The following is a 21,270-nucleotide window of genomic DNA, read 5'->3' on the forward strand; positions in this document are numbered from 1 at the left end:
CGAGTTGTCCACAGGTCCCTGTGGACAGGTTAGGTGACGCCTGTGGACAGCCGGGTCAGCGCAGCGTGATCTGCCGACCGCGCAGGCCGTCCCGGGACCGCCGCTCGGCTTCGGTGAGCGGTTCGGCGTCGAGGCCGGCCAGGGCGTCGTCCAGGCGCTTGCCCAGCGCCTCGGCACCCGGCGCCCACTCGCTGGAGTGCAGCTCGCGGTCCAGGTCCCACACCGGCACGAGCAGGCCGTGGGCGCGGAACGAGCCCGCGTAGCGGGAGCCGTCGCCGAGGTCCAGCTCGCCGCGCACGGACAGCCGGGCGAGCGCCGCGAGCAGCTGCTCCTCCGGCTCGGGGCGGACCCAGCGCAGGTGCGCCTTGTCGCCCGCGTCGACCCAGTACGCGGCCCGCACGCCCGGCGCGTCGAGGCGCTCGGTCGGCAGGATCGCGGCGTTGGCGCGCTCCAGGGACAGGGCGACGTCGCCGCTGGGCTCGGTCTCCGGCGGCAGCCACCACGCGAAGTCGGTGTGCAGCTCGGGGTTCAGCGCCGCCCCGGTGTCGAGCAGGTCCTGGAGCCGGCCGGGCTGCTCGCCGGTGTCGGGGCCGACGACGGCCAGCGCGTCACCGGTCTCGGCGGTCAGCGCCCACTGCACGGCGCGCGCCAGGTCGCGGCTGAGGTCGCCGGAGCGGACCTGCACCTGGAGGCCGACGAACGCGGTCCCGTCGCCGCGGACCAGGCCGGCGGCGGCCATCGGCAGCACGGTGGCCAGGACGACCTCGCGCGCCGCGTCCTTGACCGGCAGCTTCGCCGTGGCCGAGGGCACGAACTCGCGCAGCGCGATCAGCTCGGCCTCGGCGGCCAGGCCCTCGAACGGACGGGAGACGATCACGTCCGCCGCGCCGCCCGCCGCGCCGTGGCACGCCTTGTAGCGCTTGCCGGAGCCGCACGGGCACGGCTGGCGGGGGTTGATCCCGTCCACCGGCTTGTTCTTCACGGCCGTCCGCTTCGCCACCGCGCCTCCTCGTGGTCAGGGCTGGTCGGGCGTCAAGTTAGCCGCAAGGCGCTCGCGCGTTTCGCCCGGGTTGTTCGTGGCGACGAACCGGACGCCGCGCTCCCGGCACAGGGCGGTGTCGGCCGGATCGTCCACCGTCCACACATAAGCACCCTGCCCCCGATCCGGGTGACGCCTGAGCAGGTGAACTCCGGGCCCGGCGTAGTCGACGAAGTGCGGCCGGTGCTTCGGCCACAGCCGGTCGTACAGCAGCACGGTCGGCACGTCGGGCTTGAGCTCCTTGAACCGGTGCACGGCGAAGACGGAGAACGACATCATCACCGCCTCCACCCGGTACCCGCCCAGCACGGCGGCCAGCGCGCGCTCCACCTTCCCCCCGTACCGGACGGGGTGCTTGGTCTCGACGAACACGCGCGCGCCCCGGTCCTGGGCCAGGCCGAGCAGCTCGGCCAGGGTCAGCACGCGGGCCGGCTCGCCGCCGTGCCAGGAGCCGAAGTCGAGGCGCCGCAGCTCGGCGAGCGTCATCGCGCTCACCCTCCCCGTGCCGTCACTCGTCCGGTCGATCGCCGCGTCGTGGACGCACACCAGGTGCCCGTCCCGGGTCAGGCGGACGTCGCACTCCAGGCCGTCCGCGCCCTCGTCCAGGGCCAGGTCGTAGGCGGCGAGGGTGTGCTCGGGCAGGCGGGTGGACGAGCCCCGGTGGGCGACGATCTCGGGTGGCACACCCGCTGATGCTTCTGGTGGAGCACGGGTTGGGTCAACCCGACCACGCCATGTCACGACTCCCTGAACGTTTGCCAGGACAAGCACACCCGGATGGACTTGAAACGAGCCCACGACCTACCGTCCGTGACCGTGACCTCGTTCGACCAGCACGATCCGGCCTTCATCGCGGACCCGTACCCCGCCTTCGCCGCCCTGCGCGCGGAGGGCGAGGTGCACCGGCACGCGGGCCTGGGCGTCGCCGTGGCGGTGTCGCACGCGGCGGCGTCGGCGGTGCTGCGGCACCGGTCCCTCGGGCGCGTCTGGTCGGACGCCGCGCCGGTCGAGCGGTTCACCGGGTTCAACCTGCTGCACCGCAACTCGATGCTGGAGAACGAGCCGCCGACGCACACCCGCCTGCGCCGCCTCGTGGCCGCCGCGTTCGGGCGGGGGCACGTGGAGCGCCTGCGGCCGTGGATCGCCGAGCTGGCCGACCGGCTGGTGGACGAGCTGGTGGCGAAGGTCAGGTCCGAGGGGTCGGCCGACCTGCTGTCCCACGTGGCCGCGCCGCTGCCGGTCGAGGTCATCGCCCAGCTGCTGGGCGTGCCCGCGGCGGACCGGCCGCTGCTCCAGCCGTGGTCGAACGCCATCGTGAAGATGTACGAGTACGGCCTGCCGGACGAGAAGCGGGCCGCGGCCGAGCGCGCGGCCGCCGAGTTCACCGCCTACCTGCGCGAGCTGGTCGCGCTGCGCCGGGTCGAGCCGGGCGACGACCTGGTGTCGGACCTGGTGGCGGTCACCGACGCCGACGGCGCGAAGCTGACCGAGGACGAGCTGGTCGCCACCTCCGTGCTGCTGCTGATGGCCGGGCACGAGGCCACCGTGAACGTCATCGGCAACGGCGTGCTGGCGCTGATGGACCACCCCGGGCAGTGGCGGCGGCTGGTCGGCTCGCCGGCGCTGCTGCCCACGGCGGTGGAGGAGCTGATCCGCTACGACTCGCCGTTGCAGCTGTTCGAGCGGACGGCGACGGCCCCGGTGGAGGTCGCCGGGCACCTGGTGGAGCCGGGGCAGAAGATCGCGGCGCTGCTGGGCGCGGCGGCACGCGACCCGCTGGTGTTCGCCGAACCGGACGTGCTGGACATCGGCCGCGACCCCAACCCGCACCTGGGGTTCGGCGCGGGGATCCACTACTGCCTCGGCGCGCCGCTGGCGCGGATCGAGGTGCAGGCGGCGCTGTCGGCGCTGACGCGGAAGCTGCCCGGCGCGCGCCTGGCGGTCCGGCCCCGGCGGAAGGCCGAGTTCGTCATGCGGGGCCTGCACGAGCTGCCGCTGGCGGAGGGCTGACGTTCCAGCCCGGCCTCGGCGTTCAACGGGCCTGACGACGAACTCGACGCGGGACGCTCAGCGCGCCCGGTACTGCCGGGGCAGCTCGAAGCCGCGCTCGGCCATGACCTCGCGGAGGCGGTCCGGGTAATCGGTGATGATGCCGTCCACGCCGTCGTCGATGAGCTTGTTCATGGTCGGCTGGTCGTCGACCGTCCAGGGGATGACCTTGAGACCGTGCGCGTGGGCCTCGTCGACCAGGGCTTTCGTGGTGAACGGGACGTAGCCCGGGTCGTCGACCGTGCCGTTCTGCGGGTTGCCGTGGACCGGGGAGAGGGCGGACGCGCCGAAGCTCTTCACGGCCTTGACGACGCTGCCGCCGAAGTCGGCGAGGTCCAGGCCGCCCGTCCACGGGGAGCCCGGCCGCAGGAACTCCGGCTGGGTCAGGGCGACGAGCGGGATGCGGCGGTCCTTCTCGCGCCACAGCATCAGGGTGCCCCAGTCGAACGACTGGACGGTGACGTTGCGGAAGAAGCCGGACCTGCGGATCTCGCGGTAGGTGACCTCGACGAACTGCTCGCGCGGCGCGGTCTCGTGCGGCGCGGCGGCCTCGACCTTGGTCTCGACGTTGAAGCGGACCCCGTGCGCGCGGTGGCGGCGGGCCAGCTCGAAGACCTCGGCCAGGGTGGGCATCCGCGCGCCCGGCGAGAGTTCCTGGCCCGGGTGCTGGGGCAGGCGCCGCGAACCGCAGTCCAGGGTGCGGACCTGCGCGAACGTCAGGTCCTTGACGTACTTGCCCGCGTAGGGGAAGGCCGGGTCGCCGGGCGACGCGGGCGCGGTGTCGACGCACTTGGCCGGGTTGGTCCTGCGGTCGTGGGTGACCACCTCGCGGCCGTCCTTGGTGATCTGGACGTCCAGTTCGAGGGTGGTGACGCCGAGCCGGAGGGCCTTGGCGAAGGCGGCGAGGGTGCCCTCGACGGTCAGGCCGAGACCGCCCCGGTGCGCCTGGAGGTCGAACCCCTTCCGCTTCCCGTGGGCGCTCGCCACGCCGGGGAGCAGGAGCGACAGGACCAGTGCCACCGCGAGTGCCCGCATGGGGACACGGTGGCACGCGCGGGTCGGCCGCCCAACCGCCGGACGGAGAACTGCCGCTGAACGGTCGGGGACGCCGGGTCCGGCCCCGGGCGGGCCAACCCGTTCGGCCCCGTGGACGTCCTGGGGAGCGGATCTTCGCGCGGGGCGGCTTCGACGAGGGGGACGGATGACGACGGTGGTGCGGCGGGCCGTGGAGGCCGCCCGTGACCAGGCCTTGGCGCTGGTGGCGGCCTGCGGCCGGCCGTTCGGCGACCTGGCGGCGTGGCGGCTTCCGCCCGACCGGCCCGCGCCCGCGCTGCCCGCGGGTGTCCTCGACGTCGAACCCGAACGTTGAACTCAGGGGTCCTGAGCGTTCGACACGGTGGTCCTGAGCGTTCGACTCGCGCGTTCCGGGCGTACGACTCGCGCGGTCAGCGGGGGGAGCCGGAGGCGCGGAAGGGGCGGAGGGCGGGAGGCGGGGCGTCCTTGAGGCCCACCACGCGCATCCGGCGGAGGGCGGCCGGGTCGACCGGGAGCAGGAGGGTCGTGATGCGGCGGACCACCACGGCGGTCAGGACGGCCACGGCGGCGGCCAGGAGGTCCGCGACGGCGTGCAGCAGGACGCCGTCCGCCATGGCCTGCACGTTGGAGCGGAACGACCAGGCGGTGGTGAACGCCGCGAACAGGGCCGCGGCTGCCCACAGGCCCCACCACCAGCGCAGCAGCCGCGACGGGCGCGGGCGGACGTCGGGCGGTTGGCGCAGGGCCGCGTGCTCCAGCTCGGCCAGCACCGAACCGGGGACGACCAGGTTCACGCCGGGCACGACCAGGCCGACCAGCACCTCGGTCTCCGAGCGCGGCGGGGCGTGGCCGGACGCCAGCGCCGCCGCGTTCCGGGCCCGGCGCAGCCACAGCAGGGTGAACACCAGGCCCAGGGCACCGGCCACGACCGCGACCACGGCGGATGCCACGACCATGGCGTCCGAGACGCCGACCGTCGTCTCCGAGAGCGCGCCGTAGCGGCTGAGCAGCAGCAGCGCGTACCGCCAGATCTCGCTGCCCGCCGCCCACAGCGAGGTCAGCGCGGCCAGGCCCAGGGCGTGGGACGCGGTGCGGGCCAGGCGCTGGACGCGGTCGACCTCGTCGGCGGGCCGCTCGTCGTCGGTGGCCACCGACGTGGGCCACCGCCAGGCCAGCAGCGGGAAGCCCCAGCGCGGTGGGACCGGGTAGGACGGTGGCCCCGCGTAGGGCCGGGGTGGCGCGCCCAGCCTGCGGTGCGGGTAGGCGCCCGGCGGAGGGGTCGCCACCCAGTCCACGCGCATCGGCCGCAGCGCCACGTCAGATGACCTCGGGCTCCGCGCCGTCGGCCTCGGCGACCAGGGGGCGCCCCTGGGCCGCCCACACCTGCATGCCGCCGTCGACGTTGGTGGCGTCCCAGCCGTTGGCGTTCAGGTACTGCGCCACCCGCGCGGACCGGCCGCCCGCGCGGCACACCACGTAGAACTCGCTGTCGCCGGGCAGCTCGTCGAGCCTGCCCGCCAGCTCGCTCATCGGGATGTGCAGGGCGCCGGGGGCGTGGCCCGCCACCCACTCGTCCGCCTCGCGCACGTCGAGCAGCACCTTGCCGGCCGGGAGCTGCGCGGGCACCTCGGACACTTCAACGCTGGGAACGGTCACGGGGACATGCTGCCACGGTCGTTTCAAATCGGGGTTAAGAGCACGCCGGCCGCCATCCCCGAAAGGATGACGGCCGGCGCGTTCGAGGTCGTGGATCAGTGCGAAACGGCCTTCTCGGCGCCGACGCCCGTGAGCGCCCGCACCTCCATCTCCGCGTACTTCCCCTCGTTCCGCTCCTTCGACAGCACCGTGCCGAGGTAGCCGAGCAGGAACGCCACCGGGATCGACACGATGCCCGGGTTGGACAGCGGGAACAGGTCGAAGTCGGCGTTCGGGAACATCGACGTCGGCTTGCCCGAGACCGCGGGCGACAGGATGATCAGGGTGATCGTCACCACGAGGCCGCCGTAGATGCTCCACAGCGCGCCGGCGGTGTTGAACCGCTTCCAGAACAGCGAGTAGAGGATGGTCGGCAGGTTCGCCGACGCCGCCACCGCGAACGCCAGGGCCACCAGGAACGCGATGTTCTGGCCGTTGGCCGCGATGCCGCCGAGGATCGACACGATGCCGATCACGATCGCCGTGCGGCGCGCGACCCTGACCTCGGCCTCCTCATCGGACTTGTCCTTGACCGCGCCCTCGTGGCCGTTCTTGCGGATGATGTTGGCGTAGATGTCGTGCGCGAACGACGCCGACGCGGTGATCGTCAGACCCGCGACCACGGCGAGGATCGTCGCGAACGCGACCGCCGCGATCAGGCCCAGCAGCAGCGGGCCGCCGAGCGCCTCGGCGAGCAGCGGAGCCGCCGAGTTCGCACCACCCGGCGCCGCCCGGATCTTGTCGGGGCCGACCAGGGCCGCCGCGCCGTAGCCCAGGACCAGGGTGAACAGGTAGAACAGGCCGATCAGCCAGATCGCCCAGACCACCGAGCGACGCGCTTCCTTCGCGGTCGGCACGGTGTAGAAGCGCATCAGGATGTGCGGCAGGCCGGCCGTGCCGAGCACCAGCGCGAGGGCCAGCGACAGGAAGTCCAGCTTCGAGGTGCCGGTCGCGCCGTACTGGAGACCCGGGCCGAGCAGCTTCTCACCGGCCTTCGGCGCGTTCTCCACGGCCGCGCCCAGCAGGCTGGACAGGTTCAGGCCGAACTTGGCGAGCACCCACACCGTCATCACGCCGGCGCCGATGATCAGCAGCACCGCCTTGATGATCTGCACCCAGGTGGTGCCCTTCATGCCGCCGATGAGGACGTAGGCGATCATCAGGGCGCCGACGATCGCGATCACGACCGCCTGGCCGAGCTTGCCGGTGATGCCGAGCAGCAGGGCGACCAGGCCGCCCGCGCCCGCCATCTGGGCCAGCAGGTAGAAGAACGACACGGCCATGGTCGACGTCGCCGCGGCGGCGCGCACCGGGCGCTGGCGCATCCGGAAGCTGAGGACGTCGCCCATCGTGTACTTGCCGGTGTTGCGCAGCAGCTCGGCGACCAGCAGGAGGGCGATCAGCCACGCCACCAGGAAGCCGATGGAGTACAGGAAGCCGTCGTAGCCGTTGAGCGCGATCGCGCCCGCGATGCCCAGGAAGGACGCGGCGGACAGGTAGTCGCCCGCGATCGCCACGCCGTTCTGGGGACCGGTGAACGCGCGGCCGGCGGCCAGGTAGTCGGCGGCCGTCTTCGTGTTGCGGCTGGCGCGGATGACCACGACCAGGGTGGCGACGACGAAGAGAGCGAAGATGCCGATGTTGAGCAGGGCGTTCTGGCTCACGGGCGACCCCCTTCCAGCTCGTTGCGGATCTTCTCCGCGATGGGGTCGAGGTTCTTGTTGGCGTGCCGGACGTAGAGCGTGGTGATGGCGAACGTCGACACGAACTGGAGCAGGCCGAGGATCAGGCCCACGTTGATGTTGCCGAGGACCTTCGTCGACATGAAGCCGTGGGCGTAGTCGGCGAGCAGTACGTAGAGCAGGTACCAGGCCAGGAAGAGGCCGGCCATCGGGAACACGAAGTTGCGCAGCCTGCGGCGGAGTTGGCGGAAGTCCTCGCTCGCCTGCACCTCCGCCCAGTTGTGAGCGCCGTTGGTGTCGGCGGGGTTGTGCTGCTCAGAGGTGCTCAAGGTCCCCTCCTCGCGTGCTTGACGACGGTGTGAACGGCACGTAAGCCTCCTGGTCCGTTCCTGGTTCGCCGTGCACCGTAGGGAGACGTGGGTCACGCCTGAAAGACCTTGGGCGCGGACTTGCGCTCAACAGTCGAGTGATGCGATGAGCGGTAGTGCTGCCGAGACGAACTGCCACTCGGGTGATCGAAATCACCGGTAACCGGATAGGTGGACCTTTCTTCACCCATTCGAGACCTACAACAACTCTTTGCCACCACTGCTGAGGACTGAACGAGTGACCGCAGGTCACCGGCCGATCACGCTGGTAGCACCACCCGACAACGCTCCGAGAACGCTCGCCCGGCGGTCACCCGAGGTGGCTTTGGCAATGGCCCGCTGCTGTGAGCGCCCCGCAGGACTCAGGCAGCGACTCGCCACTGCGAACGCCCCATGGGCTCGGGCAGCGAATCGCCACTGCGAACGCCCCGTGGGCTCGGGCAGCGGCTCGCCCTCGAACGCCCCGCGAAGCCTGACCGCAATTCGCCCCCGCGCACGCTCCCGCAGGGATTCGGCAACGACCCACTGCCGAATGCCCCGACAGCTGCCCACTCCCCGAACGCCCCGATCGCGACTCGCCCCCGCGCACGCTCCGCAGGGGTCCCCGCCAGGGGGTCCCCTGCTTTCAAGTCTGCCGGCGGGATGCGACAGAACGGGTGGGTCGATCCCGGATCTGTGGACAACCCGCGCGGTCAGTAAGCGTTGCCCCTGGCGACCCGGGCGGCCTCGCTGAGCGTCGGTCCCTCGCCGAACACCCACGACCCCGACGTGCAGCTCAGCGTCACCCGGTAGCCGCCGGCCACGGCCACGTTGCCCGCCGTGGAGCAGACCCGGCCGGTGGCCAGCGAGTTGATCGCCAGCACGCGCGACTCGGACGCCGCGTCGGTGAGGGTCGTGCCGACCGCGAGGACCGGGAGGGAACCGGTGAACGTGCGGCACTCCAGGTCGGTCTGGAAGCCCCCGGTGGTGGCGAGGCTCGCCCTGCTGCTGCACGGCCGCCCGCTCGCCAGCGCGTCCACGGCCAGGGCGCGCGCGAAGGAGGCCGCCTCGGTCAGCGTCGTCCCCCGGCCGATGAGCCAGTCCATGCCGGTGCACTCGATCACGGCCAGGTAGCCGCCGGGCGTGGTGTTGCTCCCCACGGTGCTGCACACCTTCCCGCGCGACATCGCGTCGGTGGCCTGGAGGTGCGCCAGGTAGGCGGCGTCGGTGAGGGTCGTGCCCCTGCCGAACACCCACGGCAGACCGCCGCACTCGACCACGGCGAGGTAGCCGCCGGTGGTGGTGTTGACCGCGCCCGTCGTGCAGGCGCGGCCCGTGGCGGCCGAGGTGTTGGCCAGGGCCCGCGCCCTCGTGTCGGCGTCGGCGGCCGTCGTGCCCGCGCCGCTGACGTAGCCCACGCCGGAACAGTTCAGCAGCACCCGGTAGCCGCCGGTGGTGGCGACCGGGACGCCCGTGCCGCAGGTGACCGCGGCCCGCGAGACCTCCGCCGCCGCCGGGACCGCCACCATCACCGCCGCGGCCGCCGCCACCACCAGCGCGCACATCAGTTTCCGCACGTCGCACCCCGTTCAGTCGATCCGCCACGACGAGTGTGCCGGGCGGTCGGGCGCCCGGACAGGCCGGAACCGACGAGCCTGCGGGTTGCCGCCGGCCTCAGGGCTGGGACGAGGTCGACCCGTCGCGGTGCTTGCCCTCCTCCAGCCGGGCCTTCTCCTCCGCCGTGCCGAAGCGCTGCACGTCGCGGTCCCGCATGAAGCCCAGCGGGTCCGGCGCGTGGAACCGCAGCAGGATCTGGTTCACGTCCTCCGGCCGCCGCCGCGACGTCAGCCTGCTGATCATCACCATGGCCAGGAACGCCACCGGCACGGTCACCAGCGCCGGCTGCGAGAGCAGCGACGGCGCCCAGTCACCCGTGTACGAGCTGACCACGGTCACCACCTGCGAGCCGATCACCAGCCCGCCGCCGACGAGCATCCCCGACAGCGCGCCCACCCACGTCAGCCCGCGCCACCAGATGCCCAGCAGCAGCAGCGGGCAGAACGTGGACGCCGCCAGCGCGAACGACATCGCCACCGTCAGCGACGCGTCCGACCTTGGCAGCAGCAGGGCGAGGCCGATCGCGACCGCCCCGGTCAGCACCGTCGCCCACCGGAAGTCGCGCACCTTGCCCGGCAGGATGTCCGTCGACACCACCCCGGCGACCGACACCACCAGGCCCGACGACGTGGACAGGAACGCCGCGAACGCGCCCGCCGCCACGATCGCGCCCAGCACCTGGCCCAGCGCGTTCGGCTGCATGGTGGTCGGCAGCAGCAGCACCGCCGCGTCCGTCTTGCCGGTCACCAGCAGCTGCGGCAGGTACTGGCGCGAGATCACCCCGAGCACGGTCGGGAACAGGTAGAACAGCCCCAGCAGGTACAGCACGTGCAGCGCGGTCCGCCGCGCCGCCCGGCCGTCCGGGTTGGTGTAGAACCGCACCAGCACGTGCGGCAGCCCCATCGTGCCCAGGAACGTCGCGAAGATCAGCGAGTACGTCTCGAACAGGCCGGACAGGCCCGTGGTCTGCGGCCGCAGCCAGTCGACGTTCTCGGCGGGCGAGCCCTCGACCACCGGCACCGGCGAGCCGGCCGTGAACCGCAGCTCGGTGTCCGCGCCGACCTCGTACGCGCCGGGCGTCCAGTAGACCTCGCCGTCGGCCCGCGCGTCGTCGACCTCGCCGGTGGCGGACAGCTCCAGCGCCTGCTCCACCCGCACCCGCACCGGGTCGACCGTGGTCACCGCGACGTCCTCGTGGAACCGCAGCACGCCGTCCTCGTCGACCGGCTGCGCGCCGTTGCCCGGCCCGCTGAGGAACAGCGTGAACAGCACGAACGTGGGCGCGGCGACGGCGAACAGCTTGCCCCAGTACTGGAACGCCTGCACCAGCGTGATCGCCCGCATCCCGCCGCCGAGGACGTTGACGACCACGATCACCGTCACCAGCGCGCCGCCGAGCCACGCGGGCAGGCCGGTGATGGTGTTGAGGGTCAGCCCGGCGGACTGGAGCTGGGGCACCAGGTACAGCACGCCGATGCAGATCACGAAGAACGTGCAGAACTTGCGCAGCCGCAACGACCCCAGCCGCACCTCGGCGAAGTCCGGCAGCGTGTACGCGCCCGAGCGGCGCAGCGGCGCGGCGACGAACAGCATCATCGCCAGGTAGCCCGCGGTGAAGCCGATCGGGTACCACAGGGCGTCGATGCCGTCCTTGAGCACGAGCCCGGCGACGCCGAGGAACGACGCGGCGGACAGGTACTCGCCGGAGATCGCGGCGGCGTTGCGGGTGGCGGGCACCGCCCGCCGCGCCACCAGGAAGTCCGGGGTGGTGTTGGCCCGGCGGGAGCCGACGTAGCCGAGCAGGAAGGTCAGCGCCGCCACCACGACGACGAGGACCAGGCTCCACGCGTTCTGGATCACCGGTCCACCGAGCTCACGAAGTCCTGCTCGTGCCGCTCGGCGAGCCTGCGGTAGACGTAGCCCACGCCGTAGCACAGCGGGAACGGCAGCAGGCCCAGCAGCAGCCACGGCAGCCGCACGCCCAACCACTGCACGTCCGACAGCACGGGGAACGCGTAGAACACCACGGGCATCAGCGCCAGGAACACCAGCGTGCCGCCGCCCAGCAGCAGGCCGGTGCGCAGCTGCTGCCGGATGAGGTCGCGGATCAGCTTCTCGCCGACGCTGGTCTGCTCCTCCAGCTCGATGATCGTGCGCAGCACCCGGCCGCGGCCGCGCGGGTCGGCCAGCACGACGCGCCGGCGGCGGTTCTTGCGCAGCGGTGTCGACTGCGGCGCGTCCCGCGCCGCCGGCTGCGGCTGGTCCGGTTGGCCTGGCGGGCCCGAGTGCCTGCTCATCACCAGCCGCTCTTGGGCGGCCGCACGATCCGTTCCTTCAGCTCTCGCGTGTGCCGCCGGCTGACCGGCAGCTCCTTGGCGCCCTCGCCGGAGCCGATGACCACCGCGTACCCGTTCGACGTCATCCGCAGCTCCGTCACCAGCGGCAGCGCGACCAGGAACGAGCGGTGGATGCGCACGAACCCGGCGCTGCCCCAGCGCTCCTCCAGCTGCGCGAGCGGTATGCGCACGAGGTGGCTGGCGCCGTCGCCGGTGTGCAGGCGGGCGTAGTCGCCCTGCGCCTCCACGTAGCGGACGGTGGCGCGGGGCACCAGCTTGATGGTGCCGCCCAGCTCGACCGGGATGACCTCGTCGTCCTGCTGCTCGGCGGCGGCGAGCGGTTCGGGGCTGAGGGCGGGTGTCGCGGCGACGCGCTCGACGACGCGCGAGATCGCCTTGTTCACCCGGTCCTCGTTGATCGGCTTGGTCACGAAGTCCAGCGCGCCCACCTCGAAGGCCACCACGGCCTCCGAGTGCTCGACGCCCGTGACGAACACCAGCGCCGGCGGCGCGCGGAACGCGCCGAGGACGCGCGCGAGGTCCGTGCCGCTCAAGCCGGGCATGTTGATGTCCGCGAACACCGCGTCGACCGGCGGCAGGCCGGCGTTCTGGCGGTCCATCACCTCGGGGTCGTAGTCGCCCCGGAGGATGCGCAGGGCCTCCGCGGCGTCGAAGGCCGTGAGCACCCGCCGGATGTGCGGGCTGCTCTCCAGCAGGTACTTGATCTCGGACAGGCCCGGTGCCTCGTCGTCCACCGCCAGAACGAGGAGGCCGGCGTTGTCGCTGGGGTTCTTCGGTGTGCTCACTGTGCCGCGCATCTTGCCGACCGAGCGGGGTCGCTGTCTACGCCGGCGCCGGGACCGCGCCGGGCCCGTGACCTCACAAGCCGAATCGCGACCAGCGCGCCCGCTCCTCCAGCGCTGCCAGGCCCTCCAGCACGAGATCGCCCGATCGGGTGGTTGCGCCGGCGAGGCCGAGGCGGGCCAGGAACGGGCGGCGGGGCTCGGCGACGGCGATCTCGGCGTCCGGGTAGCGCTGCGCGACGACGCCGCGCAGGGTGCCGATGCCGTCGACCAGGCCGAGTTCGAGGGCCTTGGCGCCGGTCCACACCTCGCCGTTGAACAGCTCGTCGTCGCCGGCCTTGAGCTTGGCGCCGCGCCGCTCCTTGACCCACGCCGCGAACTGCTCGTGCAGCTGCTCCTGGAGGCCCTTGAGCCACTCGACGTCCTCGGCCTTCTCCGGCCGGAACGGGTCGAGGCGCACCTTGTTCTCCCCCGCGGTGTAGACGCGGCGCTCGACGCCGAAGCGCTCGATCAGGCCGTTGAGGCCGAACCCGGAGCTGACCACGCCGATCGAGCCGACCAGGGACGTGCCGTGGGCGTAGATCTCGTCGCCCGCGCACGCCAGCCAGTAGCCGCCGGAGGCCGCGAGGTCCTCGCAGAACGCCAGCACGGGCACCCGCTTCTTCGCCGCCAGCTCCCGCACGCGGTCCGCGACCAGCGCGGACTGGGTGGGCGCGCCGCCCGGCGAGTTGATCAGCAGGGCGACCGCGACGAGGCGGTCGTGCTCGAACGCGCGGGTCAGCGCGGTCTCGACGTTCTGCACGTTGATCGTGTTGCGGGCCATCGGCGTGGGCGTCGGGGTGATGACCCCGTGCAGGCGGACGGCGGCGACCACCGGGCCGCGCTCGGTCCGCTCACCGACGATCTTGGGCAGCCGGGCCGCGATCTTGTCCGTCACGCTCATGCCCACGACCTTACGGGTGTCCCGTGGACCGATGCGCCCGGAACCGCCGGGAGCGGGGCTAACATCGGCCGGTGACGTTCAACCCGATCCGGTGGCTCGAACGCTACGTCGAGTGGTGGGACGACCGGGGCCGCCAGAACGCGGACGGCCCGAGCCCCATGCACGTCTACTGGATGTGGGTCACGTGGTCGGTGTGCGCGGTCATGGTCGTCGCGGTGCTCGCCGTGGCCGCCGCCTGACCGTTTCCGCTGCCTGACCGCGGCCGCCACCTGGGGCTTCACGCGCGGATCGCGGCCTGCTCGGCGGTGTCCTCCAGCCTCGGCGGCACCAGCGGCAGGTTGGTCTGCACGCCCCGGCTGTACTTCGGGATCTTCAGGATGATCTTCATGCCGGCGTCCGGCGCGGTCTCCACGACCAGCGCGTAGTCGTCGCCGAACACCGCCCGCATCCGGTGGTTGATGTTGCCGAGGCCGACGTGCGCGCCGGTCTGGTGCGCGTCCTTCAGGTCATCGAACAGGCGGTCCGGGTCCATGCCGACGCCGTCGTCCTCGACCGAGATCAGCGCCTCCGCGCCGTTGTCCTCGGCGATGATGGTGAGCAGCCCGCCGCCGGGCTTCTTGGCCAGGCCGTGCCGGACGGCGTTCTCCACCAGCGGCTGGAGCACCAGGAACGGCAGCACGACCTGGAGCACCTCGGGCGCGATCTTCAGCCGCACGTTGAGCCGCGACCCGTACCGCGCCTGCTCGATGGTCAGGTAGCGGTGGATGTTGGTCAGCTCGTCGGCGAGCGTGGTGAAGAACCCGTCGGTGCGGAAGGAGTAGCGGGTGAACTCGGCGAACTCCTGGAGCAGCTCGCGGGCGTGCTTGGGGTCGGTGCGGATCAGCGACGAGATGGTGTTCAGCGCGTTGTAGACGAAGTGCGGCGAGATCTGCGCCCGCAGCGCCTTCACCTCGGCCTGCGCCAGCGCCTGCCGGGACTTCTGGAGCACCTCCAGCTCCAGCTGCGTCGACACGAACCGCGCGGTCTCCTCGGCCATCCGGATCTGCCGCTTGTTCGGCACGCCGCTGACCACGATCAACGTGCCCGCGACGTCGTTCTCCACCTCCAGCGGCACGATCACCGCGGTGTGCAGCAGGCACGGTCCGGGCAGCTCGCAGTCCAGCTTGCGGTGCTCGACGTGCTCCTTGTGCCCGCCGCCGATGGCGTGCTCGATGAACGGGCGCAGGAACTCGTAGTGGTCGTTCGCCTCCCCGTCCCAGGACAGCAGCGTGCCCTCGGCGTCGGTGATGCCGACCGCGACGCAGCGGAGCATCTCCCGCAGGTGCGGGGTGGCCTTGTTCGCGGCGTCCTCGGTCAGGCCCTCGCGCAGGTCGGCCGACGCCTTGGACATCCGGTGCAGCATGTCCATCACGGCGTCCTCGACCGACGTGCTCACCCGGCGGGCACGGCACAGCATCACGAACAGGCCGAGGACGGCCAGGGTCGCGATGAGCCCGAGGACCGCGCGCTCGGTCAGGAGGTCACGCACGGCGTCCATGCTGTGCCGTTGGGGGGCCACTAAGCAAGGGCGGTCGGGGTAGTCCGGCCGCGCAACCGGCGATTTGGCGACGAGAGTGACGCAGCGTATACCCGATCGGGTGACGACCACCGGTCAACACAACTGAAAGTGGGCGCGTCCCGACGGGTCGCGCCCATGCCCTCAGCTCCTCGGCCCGGTGGTCCCTCAGCTGTCCAGGTAGTCGTTCGGCTTGGGGATGTCGAGGTAGTCGTTGGGCTTGGGGATGTCCAGGTAGTCGTTCGGCTTGGGCACGTAGTGGTTCGGGTTCTCCGGCTTGTAGCGGCTCTCGACCGCCGCGCCGCCACCGCCGCCACCGCTCGCGGCCGACGACTTCGTCGTGGTCTTCGTCGTGGTGGTGGTCGTCGGCTCTTCCTCGTCGCACCCGAGGTCAGTGAGGATGTCGTCCAGGTCGACGCCCTCCAGCCCGTTCAGCTCCTCCAGCATCCGGCAGACGACGGCACGGGTCTCGTCGACGGGCTCCCGGGGCGCCCTCGGCTCCTCGGCGGGACCGGCCAGGGCCACGCTCGTCAGGGTGGTCACCCCGACCGCGATACCGGCCAGCGCGGCGGCGATGCGCTTGTTCACAGCTCCTCCAGTGGGTCGTGCGGACAGGACACCGGAGGAGTTCCCGTCACCGGCCGCGCGGAGCGCGTCCCGGCCAAGCGCACCCGGACGTGTGACCTACTTGAGCAGCCTCGACAGGCGCCTGTCGGCCAGCGGCCGGCCACCCGTCTGGCACGTCGCGCAGTACTGGAAAGCCTTGTCCGCGAAGGAGACCTCGCGCACCGCGTCACCGCACACCGGGCACGGCAGACCGGTTCGGCCGTGCACCCGCAGGCCCGACCGCTTCTCACCCTTCAGTGTCGCCGCCGACTGCCCGACCGACCGCGACACCGCGTCGGCCAGCACGGTCGTGATCGCCTCGTGCAACCGGTCCAGGGCGTCCTCGGGCAGCTTGCCCGCGGTCGCGTACGGCGACAGCCGGGCCACGTGCATGACCTCGTCGGAGTAGGCGTTGCCGATGCCCGCGAGCACGGTCTGGTCGGTCAGCGCGGTCTTGAGCCGCTCGGTCCGGCCGGCGAACAGGTCCTCCAACCGCGTGCGCGTCACCGACAGCGCGTCCGGGCCCAGCCGAGCGACGCCGGGCACGTCCGCCGGGTCGCGCACCACCCAGGCGGCCAGGCCCTTCTTGGTGCCCGCCTCGGTCAGGTCGAACCCCGGCCCCCGCCCCGGCGGGCCCAGGTGCACGCGCAGCGCCAGCGGGCCCCGGCCGGGCTTCGGCGGCGCGACCGACAGGTTGTCCAGCCAGCGCAGCCACCCGGCGCGGGCCAGGTGCACGACCAGGTGCAGACCGCCGCAGTCGAGGTCCAGGTGCTTGCCGAACCGGCCCGCGCCCGTCACCTCCCGGCCCTGGAGGTCGGTCCACGGCGGCGTGAACGTCTTCAGCACCTGCAACGACGCGACGTCCACCCGGTGCACGCGGAGACCGACCGCGTGCTCGCGCAGGTGGTGGGCGAGCGCCTCGACCTCGGGCAGTTCCGGCATCGGACCAGTGTCGCCCGCGAACGGCGATCAGTCGACCACGCCGGCCCGCGCGCCGGCGACCCGACCACGCGCCCGCGCGCCGGTCGACCCGGCCTCGCGCCGACCCGCGCGCTAGTCGACCGGCTGGAGCGGGCCGTCCAGGTCGGGCAGCGAGTACATCTCGATCTTGCGGGCGACGTTGCGCACCTCGTCCCGCACGGTCAGGAACCCGCGCACGGTGCCGACCCACCGCTCCGGCGGCAGCTCCTCGGTCTTCTTCGACTCCGCCGCCACCACCCAGGGCCGCCGCACCACCCAGCGCACCGGGAAGAACAGGAACACCAGCACCAGCGCGACCACCAGCCAGGCGGGCACGACGACGTCCGCCGGCGTCCAGGCCACCAGCACCACGGACATCACGACCACGAGGGACAGCATCAGCACGCCCGGCCCGGCGCCGCCGCTCACGTCGTGCTCGAAGTCGGCGTCGGCCGCCGGGTTGCGCCACTGAACCTGGCTGCGCACCGTCCACATCCGGCCGTCCGCGCCGCGCACCAGCCGCGTCATCACCGTCTCCCTCAGGGCGTCGAGCGATCACCGAGCGCGTTTCACGCTACCGGCAAAGTCTTGCACCTCGTGGGTGAAAACCCCCAGTCACGCGGCTTCGAGCCGCCCCGGTGTCGTCCCGGGCGACCCGGGGGCCGGTCCCGCGCCGGTCGACCCGGTCTTCACGGGGTCCGGCTCCGCGGGATCGGTGGTGGTGGGATCGGTGGTGGTCGGGGCGCTCGTCGGCTCGGTGGTCGTGGTGGCCGCGGACTGGACGGGCGCGGTCCTGGTGGTGCCCGCCGACGTCGTGCTCAGCGGCGTCGGGTCGGTCGGGTCGGTCGGGTCCGGCGGGTCGGTGGCGGCGGTGACCTCGGACGAGGAGCCGGTGATCGGCACCGACCGCTCCCCGGCGGGCGCGGTGGTCCCGCCGTCGACCGGGGGCGCCGCGGGCGCGCCGTCGGGCGTGGTCGTCGGCGCGGGCCCGGTCGGGCGCGCCACCCGCGCCGGGGTCTCGACGCGCACGGCCCGCTTCGCGGCGGCCGGCGACGGCTCGCTGGTCGCCGTGCCCGTCGCGGTCACCTCGGGCGAGCACAGCGCCAGCACGTTCTCGCCGGGCGCGCCGTCCGGGCCGGGCTGGAGCAGCGCGGGGCCCGGCGCGCCGGTGAACGTGCCCGCCAGCACCCCGAACAGCCCGACCGCGGCGGCCGACGCGGCGGCGGCCAGCACCAGCTTCACGCGGCCGGTCAGCACCGCCGCCTTGCCCAGCACCACGGGCGCGAGCAGCCCCACCGCGGCCACCGGCACGGCGATGCCAGCCGCGTGGGCCCGCAGCGTCGAGCACACCTCGGTCAGCTCGGCGTGCAGGGAGTTGCACGACGAGCACGCCTGGAGGTGCTTGCGGATGCGCCGCTGCTCGGTCCCCTGCACGCCGCCCGCGACGTACGTGCCGAGCTTGGCCACCACCGAGCTGCACGCCCGGGGCCCGGTGTCCTCGGCCAGGTGCGCCTGGAGGTAGGCCGCGCGCAGGCCCTCCCGGGCCCGGCGGGCCAGCGCCGCCATCGCGTTGGGGCTCAGGCCGAAGCTCGGCGCGACCGCCGCCGGCCGCGCGCCCTCCACCTCGACCTGCCACAGCACCGTGCGCCACCGCTCCGGCAGGCTGGTGAACGCGCGGGAGATCAGGACGTGCTCCGGCCGGTTCGCGGTGGCGTCCGGGAACGGCTCGACGCGCTTGCTCAGCTCCTCGTCCTCCACCGGCACGTCGCGCCGCCGACCGCTCCACTCCCACGCCACCCGGCGCGCGACGGTCAGCAGGTAGGTGCGGACGTGGTCGGTCGGACCCGAGCCCCGGCGGATCGCCTGGAGCACGCGGAAGAAGGCCTCCGCGGTCAGGTCGTCGGCCTCGGCGTGTTCACGGACGTGCCGGAGGGCGAACCGGCGGACGGCGTCGGCGTGGTGGGTGAACAGCTCCCCGAACGCGGTGTCGTCGCCCGCGCGGACCCTGGCGAGCAGTTCCCGGTCGAAATCGGCATCTCCGGCCATCCCGCCCGGCACCTCCCGCCCGCCCAGTCGTCCGCTCGCCAAGATGCCACAACCGGTGGTGGCGCGCCCGAAGTGATAGCGAGCCGATACCGAAGACCCCCCGGCCGACGTGGGCCGTTCGGCCTACGCGGCACGCCTGCCTTTCGCGGATGACGCGCTCGCGGTCGGTGACGGGGCGGTCACGGCTGGGCGTCGGGTGGTGGGCGACCGCGTGGCGCGGCGCCGCGCGCCGAGTAACCTCCTGCCGCGTGGTCGACTGGCGCACGAGGGCTTCCACCCTCTTCCCCGAGCTGAGCGCCGTCGTCGAGCGGGAGTCGTGGTCGTGCCACGTGTTCCTGTCCGAGCTGTGGCAGCTCGCCCTGGAGGCGCACCGGGACGGCGACGGCGAGGTGCTGCGCCGGGTCTACGAGTTCGCGCACTGGTGCTTCCGGCAGCCGGAGCGGTTCCTGTCGGACGCCTCGGTGGTCAGCTTCTACGAGCACGTGTTCGACGAGTGGGAGCTGCGGGACGAGGTCGCGCCGTGGCTGCCCGCCGAGGTCGTCGAGCGGGTCCGGCCGCTGTGGGAGTGGCGGTGGTCCAAGGAGCGGTTGACCGAGGTCGACCGCCTGCTGGCCGGTGCGGCACCCCCCGGTTCGAACCCCGTTTGAGGGGTGGTCTATAGTTCTTCGTGTCAGGCGGATGTAGCGCAGTTGGTAGCGCATCACCTTGCCAAGGTGAGGGTCGCGAGTTCGAGTCTCGTCATCCGCTCTCGAAGAAGGCCCCCGGTGCCCGCACCGGGGGCCTTCTTCTGTCGTTGATCACATCGGCGGCGGCCCACCGGCGGGACCACTAGGTTGGTGCCGAAGGGTTTCCCTCGTCGAAGACGGAGTTTCTGACATGGCCACCACCCGCAAGGCGACCACGCACTGGGAAGGCAACCTGCTGGAGGGCAAGGGCACCGTCGCCCTGGAGTCGTCGGGCATCGGCGCCTACGACGTGAGCTGGCCCTCCCGCGCGGAGGAGGCCAACGGCAAGACCAGCCCGGAGGAGCTGATCGCGGCCGCGCACTCGTCCTGCTACTCCATGGCGCTGTCGCACGGCCTGGCCAAGGCCGGCACCCCGCCCCAGACGGTCGACACGACCGCCGAGGTGACGTTCAAGCCCGGCACGGGCATCACCGGCATCCACCTGACCGTCAACGCGGTCGTGCCGGGCCTCGACGCGGACGGCTTCGCCGCCGCCGCCGAGGACGCCAAGAAGAACTGCCCGGTCAGCCAGGCGCTGACGGGCACCGAGATCACGCTGACCGCCAACCTCGGCTGAGCGGCGCACCACTGGTACCGGCCTGATACCCGAAGTGTCGGGCCGGTGCCAGTTGTCGCACTCGATTTGACCCGCTCGGGTGAGGGCGGTAGTCGTGGTGGATGCTCACCGAGTTGGGTGGCCCGGGGCGGCTCGCCCTGGGCGCGCTGGTCGGTTCGGCGCTCGCGGCCCTCGTCGGCTTCTCGACGGTCGCCGAGCCCGCGCCGCCGCGAACCGCCCCTTCCGACGTGGGGCACATCGTGGTGGTGAAGGGCAGCGACCGGCCGAGCCCCACCGCCTCCGAGCCGGTCACCACGGTCTCGGGCGCCTCGGACACCTCGGGCGCCCCGACGTCGTCCACCACGTCGTCGTCCTCGTCCTCGTCCAGCTCCGCACCGTCCTCGGCGACTTCGGTGACGAGCGCCACTCCGAGCATCCCGACGACGTCCCGGACGTCCACCACTCGGCCCACCACGACGACCAGGCCGACCACCACCTCGCGCAGGCCGACCACCACGACGACCACGACGACGACCCGCAGGCCCTGCGGGCTGATCTTCTGCTGACTCAGCTGACCACCTGTCGATTCCCCACGAAAGGGTGACCAAGCGTGCTTTGGCAAGATCGAGGCGTGACGTCCAGCCAGGTGCCCACCCAGCCCCAGCGAAGCAACGACACCCCCACCATGCGCATCCAGCGCGTGGTCGAGCCCGCGTGGCCGACCTCCGAGCCCATGACCGCGACGGACCTCACCCCGGTCGCGGCCGTCACCACCAAGATGGAGCCGGTCGCCGTGCCGCCCGCCGGTCGGGGGATGGCCGGCGCGCGGCCGGCCGTGCCCGAGCAGTCCGCGCCGGTGCCGCCGGGCGCTCCCGCGGGCTTCGGCGTCCCCGCTCCCGGCGCGCCCGCCGCGACCGTCGCGTTCTCCGCGCTCGCCGCACCGCCCGCGGTCCCCGGCGCGGTGGTGCCCGGTGTCCCCGCTCCCGGCGCACCGATGCCCAGCGCACCGATGCCCGCCGCACCGATGCCCGCCGCCCAGGCGCCCGCCGCACCGATGCCCGGCCCCGCGGCTCCCGGTGTCGCCGCGTCCGAGAAGGCCACCGCCGCCCTGTCCACCATGCCCGCCGCGCCCCCGGCACCCGCCGTGCCGGCAGCACCCGCCGTGCCCGCCGCACCCGCCGCGAAGCCGGCTGCGCCGGCCACGCCGCGCAGCCGGTGGCGCCGCATCGCGCGCAAGATCGTCGGCCCCACGCTGCTGACGAAGAGGGGCTGACCC

Annotated in this window: 24 protein-coding genes and 1 tRNA gene; 7 read left to right on the plus strand and 18 right to left on the minus strand. The window is 72.8% G+C overall.

What is annotated here, in order from left to right:
- Positions 1 to 55: 55 nt before the first annotated feature.
- Together ABD223_RS03510 and ABD223_RS03515 are read right to left on the minus strand one after the other, a co-directional pair.
- Complete coding sequence (locus ABD223_RS03510) at positions 56 to 1,000, minus strand: DUF5926 family protein (protein WP_344034354.1); 945 nt, start codon at positions 998 to 1,000, stop codon at positions 56 to 58.
- 15 nt (positions 1,001 to 1,015) lie between these two features.
- On the minus strand, positions 1,016 to 1,723 hold the full coding sequence (locus ABD223_RS03515) for a glycerophosphodiester phosphodiesterase family protein (protein WP_344034355.1): 708 nt from the start codon (positions 1,721 to 1,723) through the stop codon (positions 1,016 to 1,018).
- Positions 1,724 to 1,816: 93 nt separating this feature from the next.
- Here ABD223_RS03515 and ABD223_RS03520 point away from each other — a divergent pair, with 93 nt between their 5' ends.
- Positions 1,817 to 3,049: a cytochrome P450 gene (locus tag ABD223_RS03520; RefSeq protein WP_344034356.1), complete on the plus strand. Its 1,233-nt coding sequence runs from the start codon at positions 1,817 to 1,819 to the stop codon at positions 3,047 to 3,049.
- A gap of 57 nt (positions 3,050 to 3,106) precedes the next feature.
- Here ABD223_RS03520 and ABD223_RS03525 read toward each other — a convergent pair whose 3' ends face one another.
- A complete protein-coding gene (locus ABD223_RS03525; protein WP_344034357.1) occupies positions 3,107 to 4,123 on the minus strand; it encodes a glycerophosphodiester phosphodiesterase in 1,017 nt (338 codons plus the stop codon).
- Between the two features lie 166 nt (positions 4,124 to 4,289).
- On the opposite strand from ABD223_RS03525, the gene ABD223_RS03530 reads away from it, so the two are divergent.
- The gene (locus ABD223_RS03530; RefSeq protein WP_344034358.1) at positions 4,290 to 4,457 is read left to right on the plus strand and encodes a hypothetical protein; all 168 of its coding nucleotides are present in this window, start codon (positions 4,290 to 4,292) and stop codon (positions 4,455 to 4,457) included.
- A 76-nt stretch (positions 4,458 to 4,533) separates the two neighbouring features.
- On the opposite strand, the gene ABD223_RS03535 is transcribed toward ABD223_RS03530, so the two are convergent.
- The 9 genes from ABD223_RS03535 to ABD223_RS03575 form a co-directional block, all read right to left on the minus strand.
- On the minus strand, positions 4,534 to 5,439 hold the full coding sequence (locus ABD223_RS03535; RefSeq protein ID WP_344034359.1) for a DUF4328 domain-containing protein: 906 nt from the start codon (positions 5,437 to 5,439) through the stop codon (positions 4,534 to 4,536).
- A gap of 1 nt (position 5,440) precedes the next feature.
- Positions 5,441 to 5,779, minus strand: a complete 339-nt coding sequence (locus tag ABD223_RS03540) for a rhodanese-like domain-containing protein (protein WP_344034360.1) — start codon at positions 5,777 to 5,779, stop codon at positions 5,441 to 5,443.
- 95 nt (positions 5,780 to 5,874) lie between these two features.
- Complete coding sequence (locus ABD223_RS03545) at positions 5,875 to 7,482, minus strand: solute symporter family protein (RefSeq protein ID WP_344034361.1); 1,608 nt, start codon at positions 7,480 to 7,482, stop codon at positions 5,875 to 5,877.
- Complete coding sequence (locus ABD223_RS03550; protein WP_344034362.1) at positions 7,479 to 7,829, minus strand: DUF485 domain-containing protein; 351 nt, start codon at positions 7,827 to 7,829, stop codon at positions 7,479 to 7,481. Before ABD223_RS03550 ends, ABD223_RS03545 begins: the two co-directional genes overlap by 4 nt.
- A 731-nt stretch (positions 7,830 to 8,560) precedes the next feature.
- Positions 8,561 to 9,424: a hypothetical protein gene (locus ABD223_RS03555; RefSeq protein ID WP_344034363.1), complete on the minus strand. Its 864-nt coding sequence runs from the start codon at positions 9,422 to 9,424 to the stop codon at positions 8,561 to 8,563.
- Between the two features lie 97 nt (positions 9,425 to 9,521).
- Positions 9,522 to 11,324: a sodium/solute symporter gene (locus ABD223_RS03560; protein ID WP_344034364.1), complete on the minus strand. Its 1,803-nt coding sequence runs from the start codon at positions 11,322 to 11,324 to the stop codon at positions 9,522 to 9,524.
- Positions 11,321 to 11,761: a hypothetical protein gene (locus ABD223_RS03565; protein ID WP_344034365.1), complete on the minus strand. Its 441-nt coding sequence runs from the start codon at positions 11,759 to 11,761 to the stop codon at positions 11,321 to 11,323. Before ABD223_RS03565 ends, ABD223_RS03560 begins: the two co-directional genes overlap by 4 nt.
- Positions 11,761 to 12,618 carry a LytR/AlgR family response regulator transcription factor gene (locus ABD223_RS03570; protein WP_344034366.1) on the minus strand — a complete coding sequence of 286 codons (858 nt, stop codon included), beginning with the start codon at positions 12,616 to 12,618 and terminating at the stop codon, positions 11,761 to 11,763. Before ABD223_RS03570 ends, ABD223_RS03565 begins: the two co-directional genes overlap by 1 nt.
- Before the next feature lie 61 nt (positions 12,619 to 12,679).
- Positions 12,680 to 13,546 (minus strand): S49 family peptidase, encoded by an 867-nt coding sequence (locus ABD223_RS03575; protein WP_344034367.1) that lies wholly within the window; start codon positions 13,544 to 13,546, stop codon positions 12,680 to 12,682.
- Between the two features lie 71 nt (positions 13,547 to 13,617).
- Between ABD223_RS03575 and ABD223_RS03580 the strand changes: the two genes are divergently transcribed.
- Positions 13,618 to 13,785, plus strand: a complete 168-nt coding sequence (locus ABD223_RS03580) for a hypothetical protein (RefSeq protein WP_344034369.1) — start codon at positions 13,618 to 13,620, stop codon at positions 13,783 to 13,785.
- Between the two features lie 38 nt (positions 13,786 to 13,823).
- Here ABD223_RS03580 and ABD223_RS03585 read toward each other — a convergent pair whose 3' ends face one another.
- The 5 genes from ABD223_RS03585 to ABD223_RS03605 form a co-directional block, all read right to left on the minus strand.
- Positions 13,824 to 15,083 (minus strand): sensor histidine kinase, encoded by a 1,260-nt coding sequence (locus ABD223_RS03585; RefSeq protein WP_344034370.1) that lies wholly within the window; start codon positions 15,081 to 15,083, stop codon positions 13,824 to 13,826.
- Between the two features lie 186 nt (positions 15,084 to 15,269).
- A complete protein-coding gene (locus ABD223_RS03590) occupies positions 15,270 to 15,689 on the minus strand; it encodes a hypothetical protein (RefSeq protein ID WP_344034371.1) in 420 nt (139 codons plus the stop codon).
- A 96-nt stretch (positions 15,690 to 15,785) separates the two neighbouring features.
- Positions 15,786 to 16,649: a DNA-formamidopyrimidine glycosylase family protein gene (locus ABD223_RS03595; protein WP_344034372.1), complete on the minus strand. Its 864-nt coding sequence runs from the start codon at positions 16,647 to 16,649 to the stop codon at positions 15,786 to 15,788.
- 111 nt (positions 16,650 to 16,760) lie between these two features.
- Positions 16,761 to 17,195, minus strand: coding sequence for a DUF983 domain-containing protein (locus tag ABD223_RS03600; protein ID WP_344034373.1), 435 nt, complete (start codon positions 17,193 to 17,195; stop codon positions 16,761 to 16,763).
- Positions 17,196 to 17,282: 87 nt separating this feature from the next.
- Entirely contained in the window at positions 17,283 to 18,713 is a 1,431-nt protein-coding gene (locus ABD223_RS03605) for a sigma-70 family RNA polymerase sigma factor (RefSeq protein WP_344034374.1), read from the minus strand.
- A gap of 149 nt (positions 18,714 to 18,862) precedes the next feature.
- Between ABD223_RS03605 and ABD223_RS03610 the strand changes: the two genes are divergently transcribed.
- The 3 genes from ABD223_RS03610 to ABD223_RS03620 all read left to right on the plus strand — a co-directional run bounded on the left by ABD223_RS03610 (position 18,863) and on the right by ABD223_RS03620 (position 20,015).
- Positions 18,863 to 19,360, plus strand: coding sequence for a DUF7674 family protein (locus ABD223_RS03610; protein WP_344034376.1), 498 nt, complete (start codon positions 18,863 to 18,865; stop codon positions 19,358 to 19,360).
- Between the two features lie 27 nt (positions 19,361 to 19,387).
- Positions 19,388 to 19,460 (plus strand) — tRNA-Gly (locus ABD223_RS03615).
- Between the two features lie 129 nt (positions 19,461 to 19,589).
- Positions 19,590 to 20,015, plus strand: a complete 426-nt coding sequence (locus ABD223_RS03620) for an OsmC family protein (protein ID WP_344034377.1) — start codon at positions 19,590 to 19,592, stop codon at positions 20,013 to 20,015.
- Here ABD223_RS03620 and ABD223_RS03625 read toward each other — a convergent pair.
- Positions 19,990 to 20,520: a hypothetical protein gene (locus ABD223_RS03625; protein WP_344034378.1), complete on the minus strand. Its 531-nt coding sequence runs from the start codon at positions 20,518 to 20,520 to the stop codon at positions 19,990 to 19,992. The two genes, ABD223_RS03620 and ABD223_RS03625, sit on opposite strands and share 26 nt — an antisense overlap.
- Before the next feature lie 105 nt (positions 20,521 to 20,625).
- On the opposite strand from ABD223_RS03625, the gene ABD223_RS03630 reads away from it, so the two are divergent.
- Positions 20,626 to 21,267, plus strand: a complete 642-nt coding sequence (locus tag ABD223_RS03630; RefSeq protein WP_344034379.1) for a hypothetical protein — start codon at positions 20,626 to 20,628, stop codon at positions 21,265 to 21,267.
- Positions 21,268 to 21,270: the final 3 nt, after the last annotated feature.

It is taken from the genome of Saccharothrix xinjiangensis (assembly GCF_039527585.1).
Lineage (GTDB): Bacteria > Actinomycetota > Actinomycetes > Mycobacteriales > Pseudonocardiaceae > Actinosynnema > Actinosynnema xinjiangensis.

Bases quoted from the DNA above. Each gene is read 5' to 3' on its own strand.
- ABD223_RS03520 (WP_344034356.1), top strand. From the start codon at position 1,817: ATGGACTTGAAACGAGCCCACGACCTACCGTCCGTGACCGTGACCTCG.
- ABD223_RS03525 (WP_344034357.1), bottom strand. From the start codon at position 4,123: ATGCGGGCACTCGCGGTGGCACTGGTCCTGTCGCTCCTGCTCCCCGGC.
- ABD223_RS03530 (WP_344034358.1), top strand. From the start codon at position 4,290: ATGACGACGGTGGTGCGGCGGGCCGTGGAGGCCGCCCGTGACCAGGCC.
- ABD223_RS03565 (WP_344034365.1), bottom strand. From the start codon at position 11,761: ATGAGCAGGCACTCGGGCCCGCCAGGCCAACCGGACCAGCCGCAGCCG.
- ABD223_RS03570 (WP_344034366.1), bottom strand. From the start codon at position 12,618: ATGCGCGGCACAGTGAGCACACCGAAGAACCCCAGCGACAACGCCGGC.
- ABD223_RS03575 (WP_344034367.1), bottom strand. From the start codon at position 13,546: ATGAGCGTGACGGACAAGATCGCGGCCCGGCTGCCCAAGATCGTCGGT.
- ABD223_RS03585 (WP_344034370.1), bottom strand. From the start codon at position 15,083: ATGGACGCCGTGCGTGACCTCCTGACCGAGCGCGCGGTCCTCGGGCTC.
- ABD223_RS03595 (WP_344034372.1), bottom strand. From the start codon at position 16,649: ATGCCGGAACTGCCCGAGGTCGAGGCGCTCGCCCACCACCTGCGCGAG.
- ABD223_RS03600 (WP_344034373.1), bottom strand. From the start codon at position 17,195: ATGACGCGGCTGGTGCGCGGCGCGGACGGCCGGATGTGGACGGTGCGC.
- ABD223_RS03605 (WP_344034374.1), bottom strand. From the start codon at position 18,713: ATGGCCGGAGATGCCGATTTCGACCGGGAACTGCTCGCCAGGGTCCGC.
- ABD223_RS03610 (WP_344034376.1), top strand. From the start codon at position 18,863: ATGACGCGCTCGCGGTCGGTGACGGGGCGGTCACGGCTGGGCGTCGGG.
- ABD223_RS03620 (WP_344034377.1), top strand. From the start codon at position 19,590: ATGGCCACCACCCGCAAGGCGACCACGCACTGGGAAGGCAACCTGCTG.